The organism is Salipiger aestuarii (assembly GCF_003259905.1).
Taxonomy (GTDB): Bacteria; Pseudomonadota; Alphaproteobacteria; order Rhodobacterales; family Rhodobacteraceae; genus Salipiger; species Salipiger aestuarii.
In genome coordinates, this window is the sequence record NZ_QLMG01000005.1 from 44,363 (window position 1) to 64,022 (window position 19,660).

The 19,660-nt window shown below is 63.5% G+C and carries 17 protein-coding genes; 7 read left to right on the forward strand and 10 right to left on the reverse strand.

Going from position 1 to position 19,660, the window contains the following annotated elements; all coding sequences use genetic code 11:
• The first annotated feature begins 21 nt into the window (after positions 1–21).
• The 3 genes from topA to ATI53_RS04435 all read left to right on the forward strand — a co-directional run bounded on the left by topA (position 22) and on the right by ATI53_RS04435 (position 4,206).
• Positions 22–2,784, forward strand: coding sequence for a type I DNA topoisomerase (gene topA / locus ATI53_RS04425; protein WP_009505253.1), 2,763 nt, complete (start codon positions 22–24; stop codon positions 2,782–2,784).
• A gap of 91 nt (positions 2,785–2,875) precedes the next feature.
• On the forward strand, positions 2,876–3,580 hold the full coding sequence (locus ATI53_RS04430) for a CoA transferase subunit A (protein ID WP_111549810.1): 705 nt from the start codon (positions 2,876–2,878) through the stop codon (positions 3,578–3,580).
• Positions 3,580–4,206 carry a 3-oxoacid CoA-transferase subunit B gene (locus ATI53_RS04435; RefSeq protein WP_009505251.1) on the forward strand — a complete coding sequence of 209 codons (627 nt, stop codon included), beginning with the start codon at positions 3,580–3,582 and terminating at the stop codon, positions 4,204–4,206. Before ATI53_RS04430 ends, ATI53_RS04435 begins: the two co-directional genes overlap by 1 nt.
• Before the next feature lie 73 nt (positions 4,207–4,279).
• Here ATI53_RS04435 and ATI53_RS04440 read toward each other — a convergent pair whose 3' ends face one another.
• From ATI53_RS04440 to ATI53_RS04450, 3 genes are all read right to left on the reverse strand, one after another.
• On the reverse strand, positions 4,280–4,810 hold the full coding sequence (locus tag ATI53_RS04440; RefSeq protein WP_111549811.1) for a phasin: 531 nt from the start codon (positions 4,808–4,810) through the stop codon (positions 4,280–4,282).
• Between the two features lie 294 nt (positions 4,811–5,104).
• Complete coding sequence (locus ATI53_RS04445; protein WP_009505249.1) at positions 5,105–5,551, reverse strand: phasin family protein; 447 nt, start codon at positions 5,549–5,551, stop codon at positions 5,105–5,107.
• Positions 5,552–5,682: 131 nt separating this feature from the next.
• On the reverse strand, positions 5,683–7,476 hold the full coding sequence (locus tag ATI53_RS04450) for a PHA/PHB synthase family protein (RefSeq protein ID WP_009505248.1): 1,794 nt from the start codon (positions 7,474–7,476) through the stop codon (positions 5,683–5,685).
• A 216-nt stretch (positions 7,477–7,692) separates the two neighbouring features.
• Between ATI53_RS04450 and phaZ the strand changes: the two genes are divergently transcribed.
• A complete protein-coding gene (phaZ, locus tag ATI53_RS04455; protein WP_009505247.1) occupies positions 7,693–8,952 on the forward strand; it encodes a polyhydroxyalkanoate depolymerase in 1,260 nt (419 codons plus the stop codon).
• A 74-nt stretch (positions 8,953–9,026) separates the two neighbouring features.
• Here phaZ and ATI53_RS04460 read toward each other — a convergent pair whose 3' ends face one another.
• Both ATI53_RS04460 and ATI53_RS04465 read right to left on the reverse strand, forming a co-directional pair.
• Positions 9,027–9,650 (reverse strand): LysE family translocator, encoded by a 624-nt coding sequence (locus ATI53_RS04460; protein ID WP_111549812.1) that lies wholly within the window; start codon positions 9,648–9,650, stop codon positions 9,027–9,029.
• Positions 9,651–9,734: 84 nt separating this feature from the next.
• The gene (locus ATI53_RS04465; RefSeq protein WP_009505245.1) at positions 9,735–10,610 is read right to left on the reverse strand and encodes an S-methyl-5'-thioadenosine phosphorylase; all 876 of its coding nucleotides are present in this window, start codon (positions 10,608–10,610) and stop codon (positions 9,735–9,737) included.
• A 188-nt stretch (positions 10,611–10,798) separates the two neighbouring features.
• Here ATI53_RS04465 and ATI53_RS04470 point away from each other — a divergent pair, with 188 nt between their 5' ends.
• Positions 10,799–12,427, forward strand: coding sequence for a SulP family inorganic anion transporter (locus ATI53_RS04470; RefSeq protein WP_111549813.1), 1,629 nt, complete (start codon positions 10,799–10,801; stop codon positions 12,425–12,427).
• A 176-nt stretch (positions 12,428–12,603) separates the two neighbouring features.
• Here the strand turns inward: ATI53_RS04470 and ATI53_RS04475 are convergent, their stop codons facing one another.
• A complete protein-coding gene (locus ATI53_RS04475; protein ID WP_009505243.1) occupies positions 12,604–13,206 on the reverse strand; it encodes a flavin reductase family protein in 603 nt (200 codons plus the stop codon).
• A 79-nt stretch (positions 13,207–13,285) separates the two neighbouring features.
• Here ATI53_RS04475 and ATI53_RS04480 point away from each other — a divergent pair, with 79 nt between their 5' ends.
• Both ATI53_RS04480 and ATI53_RS04485 read left to right on the forward strand, forming a co-directional pair.
• The gene (locus tag ATI53_RS04480) at positions 13,286–13,771 is read left to right on the forward strand and encodes a GNAT family N-acetyltransferase (RefSeq protein ID WP_034452816.1); all 486 of its coding nucleotides are present in this window, start codon (positions 13,286–13,288) and stop codon (positions 13,769–13,771) included.
• A 48-nt stretch (positions 13,772–13,819) separates the two neighbouring features.
• Entirely contained in the window at positions 13,820–14,572 is a 753-nt protein-coding gene (locus ATI53_RS04485) for an EcsC family protein (RefSeq protein WP_009505241.1), read from the forward strand.
• A 240-nt stretch (positions 14,573–14,812) separates the two neighbouring features.
• Here ATI53_RS04485 and ptsP read toward each other — a convergent pair whose 3' ends face one another.
• From ptsP to ATI53_RS04505, 4 genes are all read right to left on the reverse strand, one after another.
• Positions 14,813–17,047, reverse strand: coding sequence for a phosphoenolpyruvate--protein phosphotransferase (ptsP, locus tag ATI53_RS04490; protein WP_009505240.1), 2,235 nt, complete (start codon positions 17,045–17,047; stop codon positions 14,813–14,815).
• Between the two features lie 155 nt (positions 17,048–17,202).
• Positions 17,203–18,441 carry an aspartate kinase gene (locus tag ATI53_RS04495; protein WP_009505239.1) on the reverse strand — a complete coding sequence of 413 codons (1,239 nt, stop codon included), beginning with the start codon at positions 18,439–18,441 and terminating at the stop codon, positions 17,203–17,205.
• A gap of 126 nt (positions 18,442–18,567) precedes the next feature.
• Positions 18,568–19,206, reverse strand: a complete 639-nt coding sequence (locus ATI53_RS04500) for an SDR family oxidoreductase (RefSeq protein ID WP_009505238.1) — start codon at positions 19,204–19,206, stop codon at positions 18,568–18,570.
• Positions 19,206–19,631 carry a DUF1178 family protein gene (locus ATI53_RS04505; protein ID WP_009505237.1) on the reverse strand — a complete coding sequence of 142 codons (426 nt, stop codon included), beginning with the start codon at positions 19,629–19,631 and terminating at the stop codon, positions 19,206–19,208. The genes ATI53_RS04500 and ATI53_RS04505 overlap by 1 nt, the downstream gene beginning before the upstream one ends.
• Positions 19,632–19,660: the final 29 nt, after the last annotated feature.

Sequence of the window (19,660 nt, forward strand, 5' to 3'; positions counted from 1 at the left end):
CGAGAAAAAGGTCTTTCATCCATGCCCGTCGTCGTTGTCGAATCCCCTGCCAAGGCCAAGACAATCAACAAGTATCTGGGGCCCGACTATACGGTTCTGGCATCTTACGGGCATGTGCGCGATCTGCCGGCCAAGGACGGTTCGGTCGACACAGACAACGAATTCGACATGACATGGGAGATCGGCAACGATTCCCGCAAGCATGTGTCTGCCATCGCCGAGGCGCTGAAAACCGACAACGCGCTGATCCTCGCAACCGACCCCGATCGCGAGGGGGAGGCAATCTCGTGGCACCTCAAGGAGGCGCTGACCAAGCGGCGCTCGATCAAGAAGGACACCGCCGTCAGCCGCGTAACCTTCAACGCGATCACCAAGGCGGCGGTCACCGAGGCGATGAACAATCCGCGCGAGATCGACGCGCCGCTGGTCGAGGCGTATCTCGCCCGCCGGGCGCTTGATTACCTTGTCGGGTTCAACCTGTCGCCGGTGCTGTGGCGCAAACTGCCCGGCGCACGCAGCGCGGGACGCGTGCAGTCGGTCTGCCTGCGGCTCATCGTCGAACGCGAGATGGAAATCGAGGCATTCGACGCCCGCGAATACTGGCAGGTCAAGGCGCTTTTGACCACGCCGCGGGGCCAGGACTACGAGGCGCGTCTGACGCTTCTGGGCGGGCGCAAGCTTGACCGCTTCGACATTCCCAACGCCACCGAGGCCGAACTTGCGGTGCAGGCCGTCACCTCGCGCAAGCTGTTTATCGACAGCGTCGAGGCCCGGCCCGGCAGCCGCAACCCCTCGGCCCCGTTCATGACCTCGACCCTTCAGCAAGAGGCAAGCCGCAAGTTCGGCATGGGCGCGCGGGTGTGCATGAACGCGGCGCAGCGTCTGTACGAGGCCGGGCACATCACCTATATGCGGACCGACGGCATCGACATGGCGCCCGAGGCGATCGGCGCCTGTCGCGACGCCATCGCGGATCGCTACGGCAAGGAATATGTGCCGCAAAGCCCGCGCATCTACAAGAACAAGGCCAAGAACGCGCAGGAAGCGCATGAATGCATCCGCCCCACGGATATGACAAAGGATGCGGCCAGCCTGAAGCTGCGTGAGGAAGATCAGCGCAAGCTGTACGATCTGATCTGGAAACGCACGCTTGCCGCGCAGATGGAAGGCGCGCGGCTTGAACGCACCACCGTCGACATTCGGTCCCAGGACGGACAGGTCGGCCTGCGCGCCACCGGTCAGGTGGTGCTGTTCGATGGTTTCCTGCGGGTCTATGAGGAAGGTCGCGACGACGTCGCCGAAGACGACGACAGCCGCCTGCCGCAGATCATGCAGGGCGAACCGGCGAATTTCGCGAAGGCGACGCTTCAGGCGCAATACGACAAGGCCGCCGAACGTGGCGACAGCGTGGTCGAAGACGCAAAGCCCGGCATGCAGAAAAGCTCTTCGGCGGTGCTCGCCGAAAACGGCGCCGTACTTGGCACACAAAGCTTTACCCAGCCGCCGCCGCGCTACACCGAGGCGACGCTGGTCAAGCGCATGGAAGAACTGGGCATTGGGCGCCCGTCGACCTATGCCAGCGTCATCACGACTATTCAGGAACGCGAATACGTCCGCAAGGAACAGAACCGTCTGTTTCCCGAGGATAAGGGCCGCATCGTCACGATCTTCCTGCTGAATTTCTTTCGCAAATACGTTGGATACGAATTCACCGCCGAGCTTGAAAACGAGCTTGACGAGGTGTCGGCGGGCGAGATGGACTACAAGGCGGTTCTCGCCAAGTTCTGGCGCGACTTTTCGGCGGCGATTTCGGAAACCTCCGAATTGCGGATTTCCGAAGTGCTTGACGTGTTGGACGACGCTCTTGCGCCGCAGCTTTATCCGCCCCGCGAAGACGGGTCGGACCCGCGCATCTGCCCCAAATGCGGACAGGGGCGCCTGCATCTGAAAACCTCGCGCACCGGCGGGTTTGTCGGCTGCGGCAATTATCCCGAATGCACCTACACCCGTCCGATCGCGGGCGAGGGCGCGGATGGCGAGGAAAAGCTGCTTGGTGAACACGAGGGCGACGAGATCTGGCTCAAGGCCGGGCGGTTCGGTCCCTATGTGCAGCGCGGTGAACCCACGCCCGAGAACAAGAAACCCCCGCGCGCCTCGCTGCCCAAGAAGGGCGGGGCGTATCTGCCTGGGTGGGCGCCCGAAGATGTCACGCTGGAAAAGGCGATCACGCTGCTGACCCTGCCGCGCGTCGTGGGCACCCATCCCGAGGGCGGCGAGATCAAGTCGAACCTTGGCCGGTTCGGCCCCTACATCATGCACCAGGCCGAGGGCGAGGAAAAACCGACCTATGTCAACCTCAAGGAATTTCAGGAAGTTTTCGAGATCGGCATGAACCACGCGGTCGAACTGATCGCGCACAAGCGGGCCAATCCCGGTCGCGGGCGCACCGCCGCCAAGGCGATCCGTGAAATGGGCGATCACCCCGATGGCGGCAAGATCGCGGTGTTCGAGGGCAAGTACGGTCCTTATGTCAAATGGGACAAGGTGAATGCGACGCTGCCCAAGGATGTCGAACCCGCCGATTTGACTATGGAGCAGGCGCTGGCGCTGATCGCCGAGAAATCCGCGAAGAAAGGTGGCAGAAAGACCGCGGCGAAAAAGCCCGCGGCCAAGAAAGCCGCGCCCAAGAAAGCCGCGCCGAGGAAATCGGCTGCGGGCAAGGCGCCCGCAAAGAAACCTGCGGCGAAAAAAACCGCAGCGAAACAGGCATCTTCCGACGGCTGAACTGTTGGCGGCGGCGGGGGCGATGCCTTCGTTGACTCTCCTTCAAGGGCGCGGCAACACTGCGTGCGACCTGACCTTGGAGGAGCTTCTTATGAAGAAAGTCTACGGTTCCGCGGCAGAGGCGCTTGACGGCCTTCTGCATGACGGGATGCTGATCGCCGCGGGCGGATTTGGCCTTTGCGGCATTCCCGAACTGCTGATCGACGCGGTGGTCGAAAGCGGCGTCAAGGATCTCACCGTCGCGTCGAACAACTGCGGCGTGGATGGCTTTGGGCTTGGCAAGCTTCTCGATACCAAGCAGATCAAGAAGATGATGAGCTCTTACGTCGGTGAAAATGCCGAATTCATGCGTCAGTATCTGTCGGGCGAGCTTGAGCTGGAGTTCAACCCTCAGGGCACCCTGGCCGAGCGAATGCGCGCGGGCGGCAGCGGCATTCCGGGTTTTTACACCAAGACGGGTGTGGGTACGGTGATCGCCGAGGGCAAGGAGGTGAAAAACTGGGCCGGTGAGGATTACATCCTCGAAGAGGGCATCTTTGCCGACCTGTCCATCGTCAAGGCCTGGAAGGCCGACGACACCGGCAATCTGGTGTTCCGCAAGACCGCGCGCAATTTCAACCCGCCCGCCGCGATGTGCGGCAAGGTTTGCGTCGTCGAGGTCGAAGAGATCGTCCCGCGCGGATCCCTTGACCCGGATCATATCCACTTGCCCGGCATCTATGTGCACCGGATCATCCAGGGTGAGCACGAAAAGCGCATCGAACAGCGCACCACACGCAAGCGGGAGGACGCGTAATGCCCTGGGATCGCAATCAGATGGCCGCCCGTGCGGCGCAAGAGCTGGAAGACGGCTGGTATGTGAACCTCGGGATCGGCATTCCGACGCTTGTCGCCAATTATGTCGGCGACAAGGACATCACGCTGCAATCGGAAAACGGCATGCTGGGCATGGGGCCTTTTCCGTACGAGGGCGAAGAAGACCCCGACCTTATCAACGCAGGCAAGCAAACCATCACCGAGCTTGCGCGCACGTCTTATTTCGACAGTGCCACCAGCTTTGGCATGATCCGGGGCGGCAAGATCGCGGCGGCGATCCTGGGCGCGATGGAGGTGGCCGAAAACGGCGATCTGGCGAACTGGATGATCCCCGGAAAGCTGATCAAGGGGATGGGCGGCGCGATGGATCTGGTGGCCGGTGTCGGCAAGGTCATCGTGGTCATGGATCACACCAACAAGCACGGCGACAGCAAGGTGCTGAAGGCCTGTACCCTGCCGCTGACCGGCAAGGGCGTGGTGGACCGGATCATCACCAACCTGGGCGTGCTGGATGTGGTCGACGGCGGTCTGAAGATCGTCGAAACCGCCGAAGGCGTCAGCGCAGAAGATCTGCGCGCGGCGACCGCGGCGACCATCGTCGATTGACGTAAGGCCGGCCCCGGAACGTGAAACGCGGCCCAAAACGGGGCCGCGTTTTGTCATACCCGATTGGCTGCAATCAGCTGTCGGCCGGGGGCGTCACTGCATCCGCGGTGTCGGTCGCGGCCTTTTTCGCGGTGCTGGTGGCGCGGCGCGTGGTGGTCTTGGCCGCGCTTGCGGTGCTGGTCGCGGCGCTGCTTGTGGCCTTGGCGGCGGTGGTGGTCGCGGCTGACGCCTCGTCGGCCATGTCCTGGCCAAACGACATCAACAGTTCCATCGTTTCGCTCTGGGCGGCCTTTGCGACTTCGGTGAGGGCGGTCATGTTGTCCGACAGCGATGTCATCTGCGCCGAGGTGAAATCCGATATCGCCTGCGCGTAATCCATCGGTTCGGGGCGCGCCTTGGCAAGGTCGCCCATCCGTCCCAGCGTTTCCATGGTGAAACCGACCGAGATGTCGGTGCTTTTGCCTGCCGCATCAAGCGCGATCGAGCTTGCCTTTTCGCTGTAGGCCGCCGAGGTCTTGAACGCCTCTTCCAGCTTGACGGTATCCATCGGGAACCCGTCCATCATTTCTTTCATCTTGGCGGTGAAGTCTTCGGTCATTGCCATCTTGAAATCTCCTCCTTCAGGGGGATTTGCGGCGGGGCACCGCCGCCTTGGGGGTGTTGCTGCAAATGTCTATGCTGCGACGCAGCATTGCAAGGGGTGGCAGCGATATTTCTCAAAAGCGTCATATTCCCGGCGCCCATCCGCCGATGCTGCCGGTGACGGAGGAGGGCATGGGCCGACTGATAAAAAAAGGGCGGGCTCGCCAAGGAACCCGCCCCACCATATTGCGCCCTGATCGGGAGGAGAGGGGAGCAATGCAGCAAGTGTCGCGCGAGGGGCGGCGACAAGGCATATTTACTTGGTGGACGCTTTCTTGGCGGCTGAGGTCATGTCGTCGGTGGCCTTCTTGACGGCGGCAGACGCGTCTTCGGTGAAGTCCTTGCCGGCGGCCATCATCAGTTCCACGGTGTCCATCTGGACCTTTTTTGCGATCTCGGCGAAGGCGGCCATGTTTTCAGCAGCGGTCTCGGCCTGAGCAGAGGCGAAATCGGTCATCGCCTTGGCGTAGTCGGCGGGCTCTGCCTTGACCTTGGCCATTTCCGACATCTTGGTCAGCGTGTTCTTGGTCCACTTGGCGGAGATCTCGGTCGACCTTTCGGCGGCTTCAAGCGCGACCGACGACAGCTTTTCGTTCAGCGTCGCGGTGGTCTTGAAGGCCTCGTCCATGGCCTTGGTGTCAACGGGAAAGGACCCCATCATGTCTTTCATCATGGCGGTGAAGTCTTGCGTCTTGGCGGCCATTTCAAAATTCCTGTCTGTCTGCCTCAGGGGCCCACCCCCCGATTTGATCGGCTGACACCAATATGAATGCTGCACCGCAGCATTTCAAGAAAAATTTCTGCGACGCGGCATAAATAAGCGTTTGGCCGTGTTTAGTGGTTAGCTTTCACGCGAACATAGGTTCCCGGCGCGTCGCAAAGCACCGGATGCGCCGAATCACCTGGCGCGCGCGCGGGCACCTGCTTGCCCGACCGTTTCTTGAGCCAGGCTTCCCACGTCGGCCACCACGACCCCTCGTGAAACTCGGCGCCGGCCTGCCAGTCGGGGGCCGCCTGGCTCAGATCGGGGTTCAGGTAATGCCCGTATTTCTTCTTGCTCGGAGGGTTCACGATTCCCGCGATGTGACCGGATTCTGACAGGATGAACGCCTTGGACCGGCCGCCCATCTTCTGCACGCCGCGATAGCAATCCTTCCACGCGGCGATGTGGTCGGTTTCCGCCGCGATCGAAATCACCGGGACATCGACATCGCGAATGTTCAGCGTCTCTCCCATCAGCTTGAACCGCCCTTCGGCGAATTCGTTGCGCTGACACAGCTCGCGCAGGTACTGCATCGCCATCTTGCCCGGCAGGTTGCTACCATCGCCGTTCCAGTACAGCAGATCGAAGGCGGGCGGCGTTTCGCCCATCATGTAGGACCGGATCGCAGGCGTGTAGATCAGGTCGGTCGAGCGCAGAAACGAAAAGGTGCGCGCCATGATAAAGCTTTTCAGAACGCCGCTGGCCTCGATTTCCTTTTCGATGCCGTCGACGAAATCGTTCTGAAGGAAAGGGGCGAATTCGCCTTGGTCGCTGAAATCGGTGAGGGTGGTGAAGAAGGTCGCGGATTTCACCTGCTTGTCGCCGCGCTTTTTCAGCAACGACAGGGTCAGCGCCAGCGTGGTGCCCGCGATGCAATAGCCCACCGCGTTGACCTGCCTGGTGCCGCAGATCTCGCGCACATGGCGCATGGCGGTCAGGTAACCTTCTTCGATGTAATCTTCGAGCCCGACATCGCGATAGCTTTCATCCGCGTTCACCCAGCTGACAACGAACAGCGTGTACCCTTGATCGACGATGTGACGGATCAGGCTGTTCTGGGGTTTCAGGTCAAGGATGTAGAACTTGTTGATCCAGGGCGGAAAGATCACGACGGGCGTTTCATGAACCGTGTCGGTGGTGGGCGAATACTGGATCAGCTCCATCATCCGGTTGCGCCAGACCACCTTGCCCTGCGCGGTGGCGATGTTACCGCCGATTTCGAACGCCTCTTCATCGACCAGCCGCACCACTAGTTCGCCGTTGTTGGCCTCAAGGTCCGCGACGAGGTTTTCCAGCCCCTTCACCAGGCTGTCGCCTTCGGTGTCGATGGCCTTTTGCAGTGCGTCGGGGTTGGTGGCGAAGAAATTGGTCGGCGCCATCATGTCGGTGATCTGCTCGGCGAAATAGCGCAGACGGCGTTTTTCGGTCGGGCCAAGATCGTCGATCTCGTCGACCGCGGTGCGGATCGCGTCGGCGTTTATCAGGTATTGCTGCTTGACGAAGTTGAAATAGGGATGGCTGTCCCACAGCGGGTTGCGGAACCTCTTGTCAGAGGGGCCGGTGTCTTCGGGTGGGGAAAGGCGACCCTCGGCCAGCGCCTGGTTCGCCTCCAGGTAGTGTTGAAACGATTTTCCCCAATACCCGACCTGTTGTTCGAAGACTTTGGCGGGGTTCTTGACCCAGTCCTGCCAATAGGCGCTCATCGCCTGGGCGTAAAGCGCGGGATCGGGTCCGGCCAGCGCCGAGTTCACGGGTTTGCGGGCGGCGAGCGCCCCAAGCAGACGCTGTGTAAGTGCTTCGACTTTCGCAAGATTTTCCTCGAGCTTCTCGCGCTCGGGACTGATGACATCGGCGTTTGTTGTCATGGTTGCGAATCCCCCCTATCTTTACATGGACCAAGGATAACGAGCCTGCCCCGATGCTCAAAGCGGCGAATTTGTTTGACAGGACGCGGGTCGCGCGCGCACAGCAGGGTGGCGCGCAGCTTGTTCCCGTAGCAGGTCCGTAAGGAAATGGTCGTATGGGGGCACCTGGCGGTGCGTACTGTACCGATGCGGGCAGAAAGACAGGAGACATCGCACATGCGGTACATGGCGACCTACGACCTGATGGAAACATTTCGCAACACCAACCAGTGGGCGGGTGCGACGGCCAAGGCGATGGCCTCATACCCCGCCTTTTCCGCGATTCCGAACCCTGCGATCACCTGGATGGCGGCCTGGGGCGAAGTGGCCGAGCGCAGTTACAAACGCATGGCGGTCAAGCCGTCCTGGGGGATCCGGACGATCACCTGCAACGACGGCAAGGACCACCTCGTTCACAAGACAACCGTGCTGGACAAGCCGTTCGCCAATTTGATCCATTTCAACGTCGCCGAGCGCGAGGAAAAGCCGCGCAAGGTCCTGGTCGTGGCGCCGATGTCGGGACATTACGCGACGCTGCTGCGCTCGACCGTGATCTCGCTGATCCCGGATGCCGAGGTCTATGTGACCGACTGGAAGAACGCCCGTGACATCCCCGTGAGCTGCGGCAAGTTCGATATCGAGGATTACACGCTGTATCTGGTCGATTTCATGCGCCACCTCGGCCCTGACACCAACGTGATCGCGGTGTGCCAGCCGGCGCCACTGACGCTGGCGGCGACGGCGTATCTGGCCGAACTCGATCCCAAGGCGCAGCCGCGCACGCTGACGCTGATCGGCGGGCCGATCGACCCGGATGCGACCCCTACCGAAGTGACCGATTTCGGCAATCGCGTGACCATGGGCCAGCTGGAAGAAACGATGGTTCAGCGGGTCGGGTTCAAATACCCCGGCGTCGGGCGGCTGGTCTATCCGGGGCTTTTGCAACTCGGGTCCTTTATGGCGATGAACCTTGAACGCCACGCCAAGGCGTTCTCGGACGAGATCATGAAGGTGGCGCGCGGCGAGGCGACGGACCATGACGCGCACAACCGGTTCTACGATGAATATCTTGCGGTCATGGACATGCCGGCGGAATTTTATCTGTCGACCGTCGAGCGGATCTTCAAGAACGGCGAGATCGCCAAGAACACCTTTGTCGTTGACGGGCACAAGGTCGATATCGGTCGGATCACCGATGTGGCGGTCAAGACGGTCGAAGGCGCGAATGACGATATTTCCGCGCCGGGCCAATGCGTCGCGGCGCTGGATCTGTGCACCGGCCTGCCGGATTCAAAGAAGGCCAGCCATCTTGAACCCGGCGCTGGGCATTACGGCATCTTCGCGGGCAAGAGCTGGCGCAACAACATCCGCCCTCTGGTGCTTGACTTCATCGACCAGAACGCAGCGACTCCGCGCAAGGCGGCCAACGCGGCCTGATCCCGGCGGGCAATCGCACCTGCCCGGCGTCTCGTGCTTGGCGCCGGGCGGGACGGCGAACCTTCGGCGGCGGGCTAGCTGCTGCGCCGCAGCGTGGCTGTCAGCAGGCCCATCCCGATCAAGGCGGTGCCCCCGGCACGGGTCAGCCAGACCAGGACCGACGGGCGCGCGATGACTCGGCGCAGCCGGTCGGCGGCCAGCGCATAGGCCAGCGCGTTCATCGCCGCGAGGGTGACGAACGTCGCGACGAGTATGGCGAACTGGCCCAGCAAGGGGGCGGTCGTGTCGACGAACTGCGGCACGAAGGCGATGAAGAAGCCGATGCTCTTGGGATTCAGCGCCGTGACCGCTGCGGTATGGCCGAACACACCCCGGCCGGTGATCGCGGTTTCGGGCAGGGCAACGCCTGTGCCGGGCGCCGAGCGCAGCAATTTCAGTCCCAGCCAGATCAGCCATATCGCCCCGATCCATTTGAGCACGACGAACAGCGTCGACGAGGCCAGGATCAGCGTGCCCAGCCCCGCGAGCGACAGCGTCATGGCGACGAAGTCTCCAAACGCCACGCCCGCGGCCGAGGCAAGCGCGACAGGGCGACCCTTTGACAGTGCGTAAGACAACACCAGCAACACCGTCGGGCCGGGCAGCAACAGCAGGGCGGTCGAGGCGGCGACAAAGGTCAACCAGAGGTCGAGGGGCATGGTGCGGTGGCTCTTTCGTGTCACTTAATCAGGGTTCGCGTGCGCGGGCAAGGCCGGCGTCGCACGGCCGTCGCCGACGCGCGCCTAGCCCAGAACGCGCCCGGCGACCGCATCCAGCCGGGCCAGCACCGCCGGGTCGCGTTTGTCGGGGGCGGTCATCAGCGCGTGGTCCAGCGCCCGGTCGCAGCCATGCGGGCAGGGTGCGCGCGCGGCCCCCAGCAGCGCGGGCAGCCGGGTGAGCAATGCGCGCGCCTTGTCTGCGTTGCTCTGCATCAGCCGCAGGATGTCGGTGATTTCGACGGCGCCGTGGTCGGGATGCCAGCTGTCGTAATCGGTCACCATGGCCACGGAAGCATAGCAAAGCTCAGCCTCGCGGGCGAGCTTGGCTTCGGGCATGTTGGTCATGCCGATGACGTCCGCGCCCCACTGTTCGCGATACATCTTCGATTCCGCCATGGTCGAGAATTGCGGGCCTTCCATGGCAAGATATGTGCCGCCGTCGTGGACCGTGATGCCCGCGTCCAGCGCGGCGGCGTGGCAGGCGGCCCCCAGCCGGGCGCAGGCGGGATGCGCCAGCGACACATGCGCCACGCATCCGGTGCCGAAAAAGCTTGTGTCGCGCGCAACGGTCCGGTCGATGAACTGATCGACGATGACGAAATCACCCGGCGCCATGGTATCGCGAAACGACCCGCAGGCGGAAACCGAGATCACGTCGGTGACCCCGAGCCGCTTGAGCGCGTCGATATTGGCGCGATACGGCACCGTAGCCGGGTCGTGCACATGCCCGCGCCCGTGCCGGGGCAAAAAGACCATCGCGACGCCGGCCAGTGTACCGGTCAGAATGTCGTCCGAGGGCGCCCCCCAGGGGGTATCGACGCGGGTCCAGTGCTTGTTTTCAAGCGCGTCCATGTCATAAAGGCCCGAGCCTCCGATCACGCCGATCCTTATGGGGGTCATGGTCCGTTCCTGCGCTGGGGGTGCTTTGCAAGTTGGCGCACGGCTTGTTCGCGGTTGCAAGCGGCTTTGACATCGCACGCCGGCTTTGACGCGGCAAAGCGGCGGGTCATGCGGGTGGGGGTGGTGGCGTTTTTCGCTGCGGCGCAGTATGAGCGGCTGAACCGACACCGAATGGAACAGGAACCGACATGGCCAAGGCCCTACTGGCGCGATACGCCGACAGCATCACCATGCCCGATCTTCGGGTGTCTCCGACCACCGCGCTGACGGCGGGGCAGGCCAAGACCGACGTGTTGTCCGGTCTTACCGTGGCGCTTGCGCTGGTGCCCGAAGCGGTGGCCTTTGCCTTTGTCGCTGGGGTTCACCCGTTGGTCGGGCTTTATGCCGCGTTCATGGTCGGTCTGATCACCGCGATTTTCGGCGGGCGTCCGGGGATGATTTCCGGCGCGACTGGTGCACTTGCCGTGGTCATGGTGGCGCTGGTGGCGCAGCACGGGGTCGAATATCTGTTCGCGACCGTTGTCCTGATGGGGGTTTTGCAGCTGATCGCGGGGGCGCTGCACTGGGGCAAATTTATCCGGCTGGTGCCGCATCCGGTGATGCTTGGCTTTGTGAACGGTCTGGCCATTGTGATCTTTCTGGCGCAGCTGACGCAATTCAAGGTCCCCGGCACGACCGAGGTGACGGGGCATGGCACGACGGGTGGGGCCTGGCTGTCGGGGCTGCCGCTGGTTGTGATGCTGGGGCTCGTGGCGCTGACCATGGCGGTGATCTGGCTGTTGCCGCGCGTGACCCGGATCGTGCCCGCGCCGCTGGCCGGGATCGCGGTCACGGCGGCGGTGGTCATCGTGCTGGGGCTTGATACGCCGCGCGTCGGGGATCTTGCGTCGATCGAGGGCGGCTTTCCCCCGTTCCACATTCCTGCGGTTCCGCTGACATGGGACACGGTGCAGATCATCCTGCCTTATGCGGTGATCCTGGCGGCCATCGGCCTGATCGAATCGCTGCTGACGCTGAACCTTGTGGGCGAGATGACCGGCCAGCGCGGCGGTGCCAGCCAGGAATGCATGGCGCAGGGCGCGGCGAACGTGGTCACCGGGTTCTTTGGCGGCATGGGCGGTTGTGCGATGATCGGCCAGTCGATGATCAACGTGAAATCCGGCGGGCGCACGCGCATCGCCGGGATCGCGGCGGCGCTGTTCCTGCTGAGCTTCATCCTCGTCGCCTCGCCGCTGATCGAGATCATCCCGCTGGCGGCGCTGGTCGGCGTGATGTTCATGGTGGTGATCGGCACCTTTGCGTGGAATTCCTTGCGCATCCTGTTCAAGGTGCCGCTGACGGATGCCTTTGTCATCGTGCTGGTGACCGTGGTGACAGTGTACGAAGATCTTGCGGTTGCCGTTGTCGTCGGTGTGATCGTGTCGGCGCTGGCCTATGCGTGGAACAACGCGCGGCGTATACATGCCAAAACCTATACGACGCCGGAGGGCGCCAAGGTCTATCAGGTGCAGGGGCCGCTGTTCTTCGGGTCGTCCGACGGGTTTGTCGAATTGTTCGACACCGTGGGCGATCCGTCGCGGGTGATTGTCGATTTCGCCGACAGCCGCGTGGTCGACCAGTCGGCATTGCAGGCGATCGAGGCGGTCGCGTCGAAATACGAAGCTGCGGGCAAGTCAATTTCGCTGCGACATCTGTCGCGCGACTGTCACCGGCTGCTGCGCAAGGCCGGGCATCTTGTGGTCGATAGCGCGGACGATCCCGATTATGCGCTGGCGGTGGATTACCCGGTGCGCACGGGCATCCTTGGCGGCCACTGACCGGGCGGGCATCGCGACCGACGACGCGCCGCGGGGGCCCCCTCGCGGCGCTTTTCATTTGGGGGCGGGAGCGGGCGGCAAGGGCAGAGGGGGGCGCTGCCCCCCGCCGCCTTGCGGCGTCTCCCCCCGGAGTTTAACTGGCAAGATGAAGCGAAAGGGCGCGCCGCGCCCCCGTGTCATTCGCCCGGACGCTTGAGCGAGAACACCTCGCGAATGGCCGAATAATCCCGATACCCCAATCGGGTAAGCGGATGAAACCGTGTGATGTCGAACCGGCCATCGACCAGACAGTCGTCGCGCATGTGGATGCCGGTGACCTCACCGAAGGTGGCGAAGTTGGATTCCCCCGGTAGCTGCAGGGTTTGCACGACCTTGCATTCCAGCGAGGCGGGCGCATTGGCCACGCGCGGGCAGTCGATGGTTTCGCATTCGGCCTTGTCAATGCCGGCAAGCGCGAATTCATCGGTGCCGGCCTCCCACAGGCCCGCCGTGGTGTTCATCTTGTCGCGCATCGCAAATTCCACGATGTTGACGCAGAATTCGCCGTGTTCGCGCAGTTGGGCGACGGTGTCCTTGGTGTCGCCGCGATCTTCTTTCGACCAGGTCGACGAGAACATGACCTGCGGCGGCACATAGGCGACGGCGTTGAAAAAGCTGTAGGGGGCGAGATTGTCGCCCATCCTTCCGCGCGTCGAGATCCAGCCGATGGGGCGGGGCGTCACGATGGCGTTGAACGGGTTGTGGGGCAGGCCGTGCCCGTCCTCGGGGCGGTAAAACATGGCTGTCATCCCGGATGGTTGCGCTTATATCTGTCCCTGTTAGGACGAATGCGAACCGAATGCACGGGGGGAAGGCGCGCTGTTCAGGCTGTCACAGGAAAGACCCGACGACTGGTGGGAAATCGAGACGCTGTACGATCTGTGTTTCGCGCCGGGGCGGATGCTGTTGTCGTCGTACCGGTTGCGTGACGCGGTGCCCCCGGTGGCCGAGCTGTGCCGGGTGGCGCGCGACGAGACGGGCAACCTGGGCGGGGCGATCCGGTATTGGCCGGTGCGGGTCGGGCGCTGGCAAGCGCTGTTGCTGGGTCCTGTGGCGGTCCATCCCACCGCGCAGGGCGAGGGGTTGGGCGCGGCGTTGATCCGCGACACTCTGGAACGGGCGCGGGCGCTGGAATGGGCGCGGGTGATCCTTGTCGGGGACGAGCCCTATTACCGCCGCTTCGGGTTTTTCAGGCTTGAGCATGTGGTGATGCCGCCGCCGACCAATCCCGAGCGGGTGCTGGGTCATGAACTTGTTCCGGGGGCGTGGGGCGTCGCGGCGGGTGAGGTGACGCGCCATTCTTGAATTTCGCCGCGCAGGGCCGATCTTTTAGAGCGACAGAAGGAGAACCCGATGACCGGAACCGCTCTTGTGCCGCAAGCCGTTGAAACCGAAATCGGCGCGCTTGCCCGACGCTACCGTTCTGCCGGAGGCATGGGCATGGCGGTGCTGAACGCGTTTGGCGGGCAGGCGGAAAACCTGCTGGAACGCCTGCCTGACCGGGTCAAGGAACGGCTTGAAGGCGTGACGGAGCGTGCGCTTGAGACCTCGATGTCCGTGGCGGCGGGGTCGCGCGGGGTGGTTCGGGATCAGAAATCCTGGTTCAACACCGCGCTGACCACGGCGATGGGGGCGGCGGGGGGCGCGGGCGGGCTACCGTCGGCACTGGCCGAAATTCCCGTGACCACGACCGTCTTGCTGCGCTCGATCCAGGGCATTGCGGCAGAGCACGGATTCGACCCTGACGCCCCCGAGATCCGGCGCGAATGCCTGGCGGTCTTTGGCAGCGCCGGTCCGATGGCCAGGGACGATGGCGCCGACATGGCGTTCCTGTCGGCGCGGGTGACGTTGACCGGGGCCACGCTGCACGGCGTGATCGCGAAGGTGGCGCCGCGTTTTGCCACCGTGCTGGGCCAGAAGCTGGCTGCACAGGCGGTGCCGATCCTTGGGGCCGCCGCCGGCGCGGCGACCAACTATGCCTACACCAGCTATTATCAGGAAATGGCGCGCGTGCATTTTGGCCTGATGAAACTGGCGCGCGACAGCGGGATGGATCGCGAGGCGCTGATTTCCGCGCTTTTAGGTGAGATTCAAAGGCAGCGTTAACCGTTCTTTGGCGATTCACCGGATAAGGAACAAAGGCGGATGTGGCAAAAGCCGATCCGCAGGGGCTTGATCCGGCGATACTCGGGGCTGAAATCCTGACGCCGTAACTGAAACGGGGCCCGATCCCGCGCAAAATGCGCGGGCAGTGTCGGTTGCCAGAATGGCGCGCGATGCGACAAGATCAAAGGCGTCCGGCACGGTGGGCACCCGCTGTGCCGGCGCTCAGCATCGGAGGTGTTTCTAACCCTGCGTACGCAGGAATTTCATCACGTCTTCGCGCACCGACTGGTCGCCGCGCGCGCGCGCTTCGCAGATCACGTCGTACAGCCCGTCCAGATCCGTGCGCATGACAAGGCTTTTGACCGGCCCGATCGACGCGGGCCGCATCGACAGCCGTTGCAGGCCGATGGCGGCGAGGCAGACCGCCTCGATCGGCCGGCCCGCATCCTCTCCGCAGAAACTCAGCGGCGTGGCACTGTCGGAACAGCGCATCACGATGTTTTCCAGAAAGCTGAGGAAACTGACGTTCAGCGTATCGTAGCGGCGCCGCACCCGTTCGTTTTCGCGGTCCGCGGCAAAAAAGAACTGCTTGAGGTCATTGCCCCCGATGGAAATGAACGCTACGTCGTCGAAAAATTTCGACGGGGCATAGGCCAGGCTGGGGGTTTCCAGCATGGTGCCGATGGTGACGGTCTCGGGGACCGCGTGGCCCAGTTTGCGTTCGATGGCAAGCGCCTTGTCTACTTCGGCGCTGGCGGCGGTAAATTCTTCGTACTGCGCCACGAAGGGAAACATCACCGACAAGGGCCGCCCTTCGGAGGCACGCAGCAGCGCCTGGATCTGCATCCGCATCACGCCCGGCTTGTCCAGGCCGACGCGGATCGCCCGCCAACCCAGCGCCGGATTCGGCTCGTCCGTCGGTTTCATGTACGGCAGCACCTTGTCGGACCCGATATCGAGGGTGCGAAAGATCACCGGCTTGTCACCGGCGCTGTCCATCACGCGCTTGTAGACTTCGACCAGTTCGGTGCGCCGGGGCATCTTGTTGCGGATCAGGAATTGCAGTTCGGTGCGAAACAGCCCCACGCCCTCGGCCCCCGAAGAGGGCAGCGACGGTAGATCCGCCAGCAGCCCCGCGTTCATGTAAAGGTGAACGCGCTTGCCGCAGGCCGAAACCGCCGCCTTGTCACGGATCGACGAATAGCGTTCCTGCGCTTGCGCCTGCATGGCGATCTTGTCGCGGAACGCCGACGAGACGCTGTCGTCGGGGCGCAGGTGAACCACGCCCTGGTCGCCATCAAGCATCATGTGATCGCCGTTCAGCGCCTCGGTGGTGATGCGTTCGGCGTGGATGATCAGCGGGATCGCCAGCGCGCGGGCGACCACGGTCGCGTGGCTGCCGACCGAGCCTTCCTCAAGCACGATGCCGCGCAGGCTGCGCCCGTAGTCCAGCAGCTCGGCGGGGCCGATGTTGCGCGCGATCAGGATCGGGTCCGCGGGCATTTCCGCGCCGGTTTCCTTGCCCTGCCCGGTCAGGATGCGCAGCAGCCGGTTCGACAGGTCGTCCAGGTCGTGCAGCCGTTCGCGCAGGTATTGATCGGTGACCTGGCCCATGCGGGCGCGGGCGGCGGATTGTTCCTTTTCGACGGCGGCCTCGGCGGACAGGCCCAGGTCGATGTCTTCTTCCATGCGTTTGCGCCAGCCCTTGGAATTGGCGAACATCCGGTAAGCTTCGAGCACCTCAAGCTGTTCACCGCTGGCGCCGCTCAGCATTTCGTCGACGCCGACGCGCAGATGCTCGATGGCCTTTTTCAGCCGCGCGCGCTCGCGCTCGGGGTCGTCGGACACCAGGTTGGTGACCACCACGCGCGGCTCGTGCAGCCAGGCGTGGCCTTCGGCGGTGCCTTCCTGTCCGCTGAGGCCGCGCAGCATGCGCGGTTCGGTGTGGCGCGCCCTGAGCGCGGCACCATCGCCGATAAAGGCGCCCAGCTCGGCCATTTCGGCCAGCACCATCGCCACGACTTCCAGCGCATAGATCTCATCCGAGGTGAATTCGCGCTTGGCCTTGGTCTGCAACACCAGCACGCCCAGCTTTTCGCCATGCCGCTGGATCGGCAGGCCGAGAAAGCTGGAAAACACTTCTTCGCCGGTCTCTGCCATATAGCGAAAGCCGCGCTCGGACGGGGCGTCGGCGGTGTTCATCATCTTGCCGGTGCGCGCGACGCGGCCCACAAGACCCTCGCCCAGCTTCATCCGGGTCTGGTGAACGGCTTCTTTCTTGAGCCCCTCGGTGGCGCACAGTTCAAGCGTTTCGGGGTCGCGGAACAGATAGATCGAACACACCTCGGAGCCGATGGAATCGGCCGTCAGGTGAACGATCTTGTCCAGTCGTTCCTGCCCTGCTGCCTGTTCGGCCATGGTGTCCCGAAGACGGCCAAGCAGCTTTCGGCTTTCGCTTTCGGAGCGGTCGATCATGAGGCGCCTGTTCCCTGTCGTTGGGCAGAACAGCTATAGGCGAGGGGCGGGGCAAAGGGAAAGGAGAAAGTCCTGTCAACCTATGGGGGAACGTCGGATTTTCTGCAACCGGCGGGATGACGCGGCCCCGCCCCGCCGGGCTGGCACACCGGGGATCAGGCCGTCTTGTCGAGCTGAAAGGCGTCGTGCAGCGCCTGTACCGCCAGTTCCATGTATTTGCGATCGACCAGCACCGAGATCTTGATCTCGGATGTGGTGATGACCTTGATGTTGACGCCCTCATCCGACAGCACCTTGAACATCTGCGCGGCAACGCCGGTGTGCGACCGCATGCCGATGCCCACCACCGAAATCTTGCACACCTCGGTATCCGCGACCAGTTCGCTGAACGCGATGCTGCCCGCTTCCATGGCGGCCTTCAGCGCCTTTTCCGCGCGCGCCACCTGATTGGTGGGGCAGGAAAAGGTCATGTCCGTGTGGCCGTCATCGGCGATATTCTGCACGATCATGTCGACGTTGATGCCCGCCTCGGACAGGGGGGTGAAGATGCTGGCGGCGATGCCCGGACGGTCCTCGACCGCGACCAGGGTCATCTTTGCCTCGTCGCGCGAATGGGCGACCCCGGAAACGACGTTCAGTTCCATGATTTCCTCCTCGTCGCAGACCAGGGTTCCGGCCTCGTCCGATTGTTCCTCGAAGCTGCTGAGCACCCGCAGCTTGACCTTGTAGCGCATGGCCAGTTCGACCGACCGTGTTTGCAGGACCTTGGCGCCAAGCGAGGCCAGTTCCAGCATTTCCTCGAACGCGATCCTGTCCAGTTTGCGGGCCTTGTCGCAGATGCGCGGGTCGGTGGTGTAGACGCCATCAACATCGGTGTAGATGTCGCAGCGTTCGGCATCGAACGCGGCGGCAAAGGCGACGGCGGTGGTGTCCGATCCGCCCCGGCCCAGCGTGGTGATGCGGCCCTCGGGGGAAAGCCCCTGAAAGCCCGCGACCACGGCGACGCGCATGCCTTCGCCGAATTTGCGTGTGATGTTGCCGGTCGGAATGTCGACGATGCGCGCCGAGCTGTGCTGGCTGGTGGTCATCAGCGGCACCTGCCAGCCCTGCCAGGACCGCGCGGGCACATCCATTTCCTGAAGCGTCAGCGCCATCAGCCCGGCGGTGACGTTTTCGCCAGACGACACGACGGCATCGTATTCGCGCGCGTCGAACAGCGGCGAGGTTTCCTCGACAAGGCCGACAAGCTTGTTGGTCTCGCCCGACATGGCCGAGACGATGACGATGACGTCATAGCCCTTGGCCACCTCGACGCCGACACGTTTCGCCGCCCGCCGGATGCGGTCAAGCGTGGCGACGGACGTGCCGCCGAATTTCATCACGAGAACGGGCATGCAGCACCCCCCGGTGGACCTTGATAACGCGCGGTTTACGCGGGGGGCGTGGATTGCGCAAGAGGCAGGCAAGACACCCCGCGGTGCCCGAATCAAGGGCGTTGAACGCGGGGTGTCAGCGGTGCCTCAGGTCGGGAGCGCCTGCCCGTCCCAGGTTTCGAAACAGCCGGTGTTTTGCAGGCTGAGCGCTTCAAGCCGGTCGGCAAGTCCGGTTGCGGATTGCGCGGCCGTGATCTCGGCAGAGGCGCCGCCCATGTCGGTCTGCACCCAGCCCGGGTGATAGATGCCCACGCTGATGCCCTGCGACTTGAGATCGGAGGACAGGTTGCGCCCCAGATTAAGCGCCGCCGCCTTGGAGGCGCGGTAAATGTAGCAGCCGCCGGGCGCCTGTTCGTCGCTGGCCATCTGCGACGAGATGATCATGATTTTCGCCGTCCCCGACCGGCGCAGGTGGGGCAGCATGGCCTGCACCGTCAGAAACACGCCGGTGACGTTGACGGCAAAGCTGTCGGCCCACATCTGTTGGGGATAGCCGTCGATGTCCTGCGCCATGTCCAGAAACACGCCCGCGTTGCAGATCAGTGCATCCAGCGGCGCGTCGATGCCCCGGGCCAGCGCGGAGATTGAGGCCGGGTCGGTCACGTCAAGCGGGGCCAGGCCGGGCGCGTTGCGCGCGGTGCCTGTCACGGTGTTGCCGCGTGTGGACAGTTCGGTGCAAAGGGCGGCGCCGATGCCGCGGTTTGCTCCGGTCACAAGGATTCGCATCAGTTGATCTTTCGTGTTGGTCGGAAGGGAAGGGGGACGACGGGGATTCCGTCATTGATGAGTCTGATCGCCTCGCCGCCGCGGGCCTCGCCCCAGATCGCACGTTTCGGCGCCTCGCCTTCGTGCATGGCGCGGGCTTCGCGGGCAAAATCGCGGCCCACATAATCCGAGGATCTTTCGACCTCGTCGCGCAGCGCGCGCAGGGCCTGTTCGGCGGACGATTCGGGGGTGGACAGCGGGGCCTTGACGGGGCGCTCGGCCCCTGCGTTCACGCGTGGCGCCATGAGGTCCTTGGCCACGTCGGACGATCCGCAGACCGAACAGGCCACAAGCCCGGCGGCGTGCAGCTTGTCAAAGGCGCTTGCGGATTGGAACCAACTGTCAAAGCGGTGATCCTGCGCGCATCTGAGGGTGTACTGGATCATACTCGCAGCCCAATAGTGTGGGTCGTCAG

Excerpts from the sequence above, each read along its gene's own strand:
- topA (WP_009505253.1), top strand. The coding sequence starts at position 22 with ATGCCCGTCGTCGTTGTCGAATCCCCTGCCAAGGCCAAGACAATCAAC.
- ATI53_RS04430 (WP_111549810.1), top strand. The coding sequence starts at position 2,876 with ATGAAGAAAGTCTACGGTTCCGCGGCAGAGGCGCTTGACGGCCTTCTG.
- ATI53_RS04435 (WP_009505251.1), top strand. The coding sequence starts at position 3,580 with ATGCCCTGGGATCGCAATCAGATGGCCGCCCGTGCGGCGCAAGAGCTG.
- ATI53_RS04440 (WP_111549811.1), bottom strand. The coding sequence starts at position 4,810 with ATGGCAATGACCGAAGACTTCACCGCCAAGATGAAAGAAATGATGGAC.
- ATI53_RS04445 (WP_009505249.1), bottom strand. The coding sequence starts at position 5,551 with ATGGCCGCCAAGACGCAAGACTTCACCGCCATGATGAAAGACATGATG.
- ATI53_RS04450 (WP_009505248.1), bottom strand. The coding sequence starts at position 7,476 with ATGACAACAAACGCCGATGTCATCAGTCCCGAGCGCGAGAAGCTCGAG.
- phaZ (WP_009505247.1), top strand. The coding sequence starts at position 7,693 with ATGCGGTACATGGCGACCTACGACCTGATGGAAACATTTCGCAACACC.
- ATI53_RS04460 (WP_111549812.1), bottom strand. The coding sequence starts at position 9,650 with ATGCCCCTCGACCTCTGGTTGACCTTTGTCGCCGCCTCGACCGCCCTG.
- ATI53_RS04465 (WP_009505245.1), bottom strand. The coding sequence starts at position 10,610 with ATGACCCCCATAAGGATCGGCGTGATCGGAGGCTCGGGCCTTTATGAC.
- ATI53_RS04470 (WP_111549813.1), top strand. The coding sequence starts at position 10,799 with ATGGCCAAGGCCCTACTGGCGCGATACGCCGACAGCATCACCATGCCC.
- ATI53_RS04475 (WP_009505243.1), bottom strand. The coding sequence starts at position 13,206 with ATGTTTTACCGCCCCGAGGACGGGCACGGCCTGCCCCACAACCCGTTC.
- ATI53_RS04485 (WP_009505241.1), top strand. The coding sequence starts at position 13,820 with ATGACCGGAACCGCTCTTGTGCCGCAAGCCGTTGAAACCGAAATCGGC.
- ptsP (WP_009505240.1), bottom strand. The coding sequence starts at position 17,047 with ATGATCGACCGCTCCGAAAGCGAAAGCCGAAAGCTGCTTGGCCGTCTT.
- ATI53_RS04495 (WP_009505239.1), bottom strand. The coding sequence starts at position 18,441 with ATGCCCGTTCTCGTGATGAAATTCGGCGGCACGTCCGTCGCCACGCTT.
- ATI53_RS04500 (WP_009505238.1), bottom strand. The coding sequence starts at position 19,206 with ATGCGAATCCTTGTGACCGGAGCAAACCGCGGCATCGGCGCCGCCCTT.
- ATI53_RS04505 (WP_009505237.1), bottom strand. The coding sequence starts at position 19,631 with ATGATCCAGTACACCCTCAGATGCGCGCAGGATCACCGCTTTGACAGT.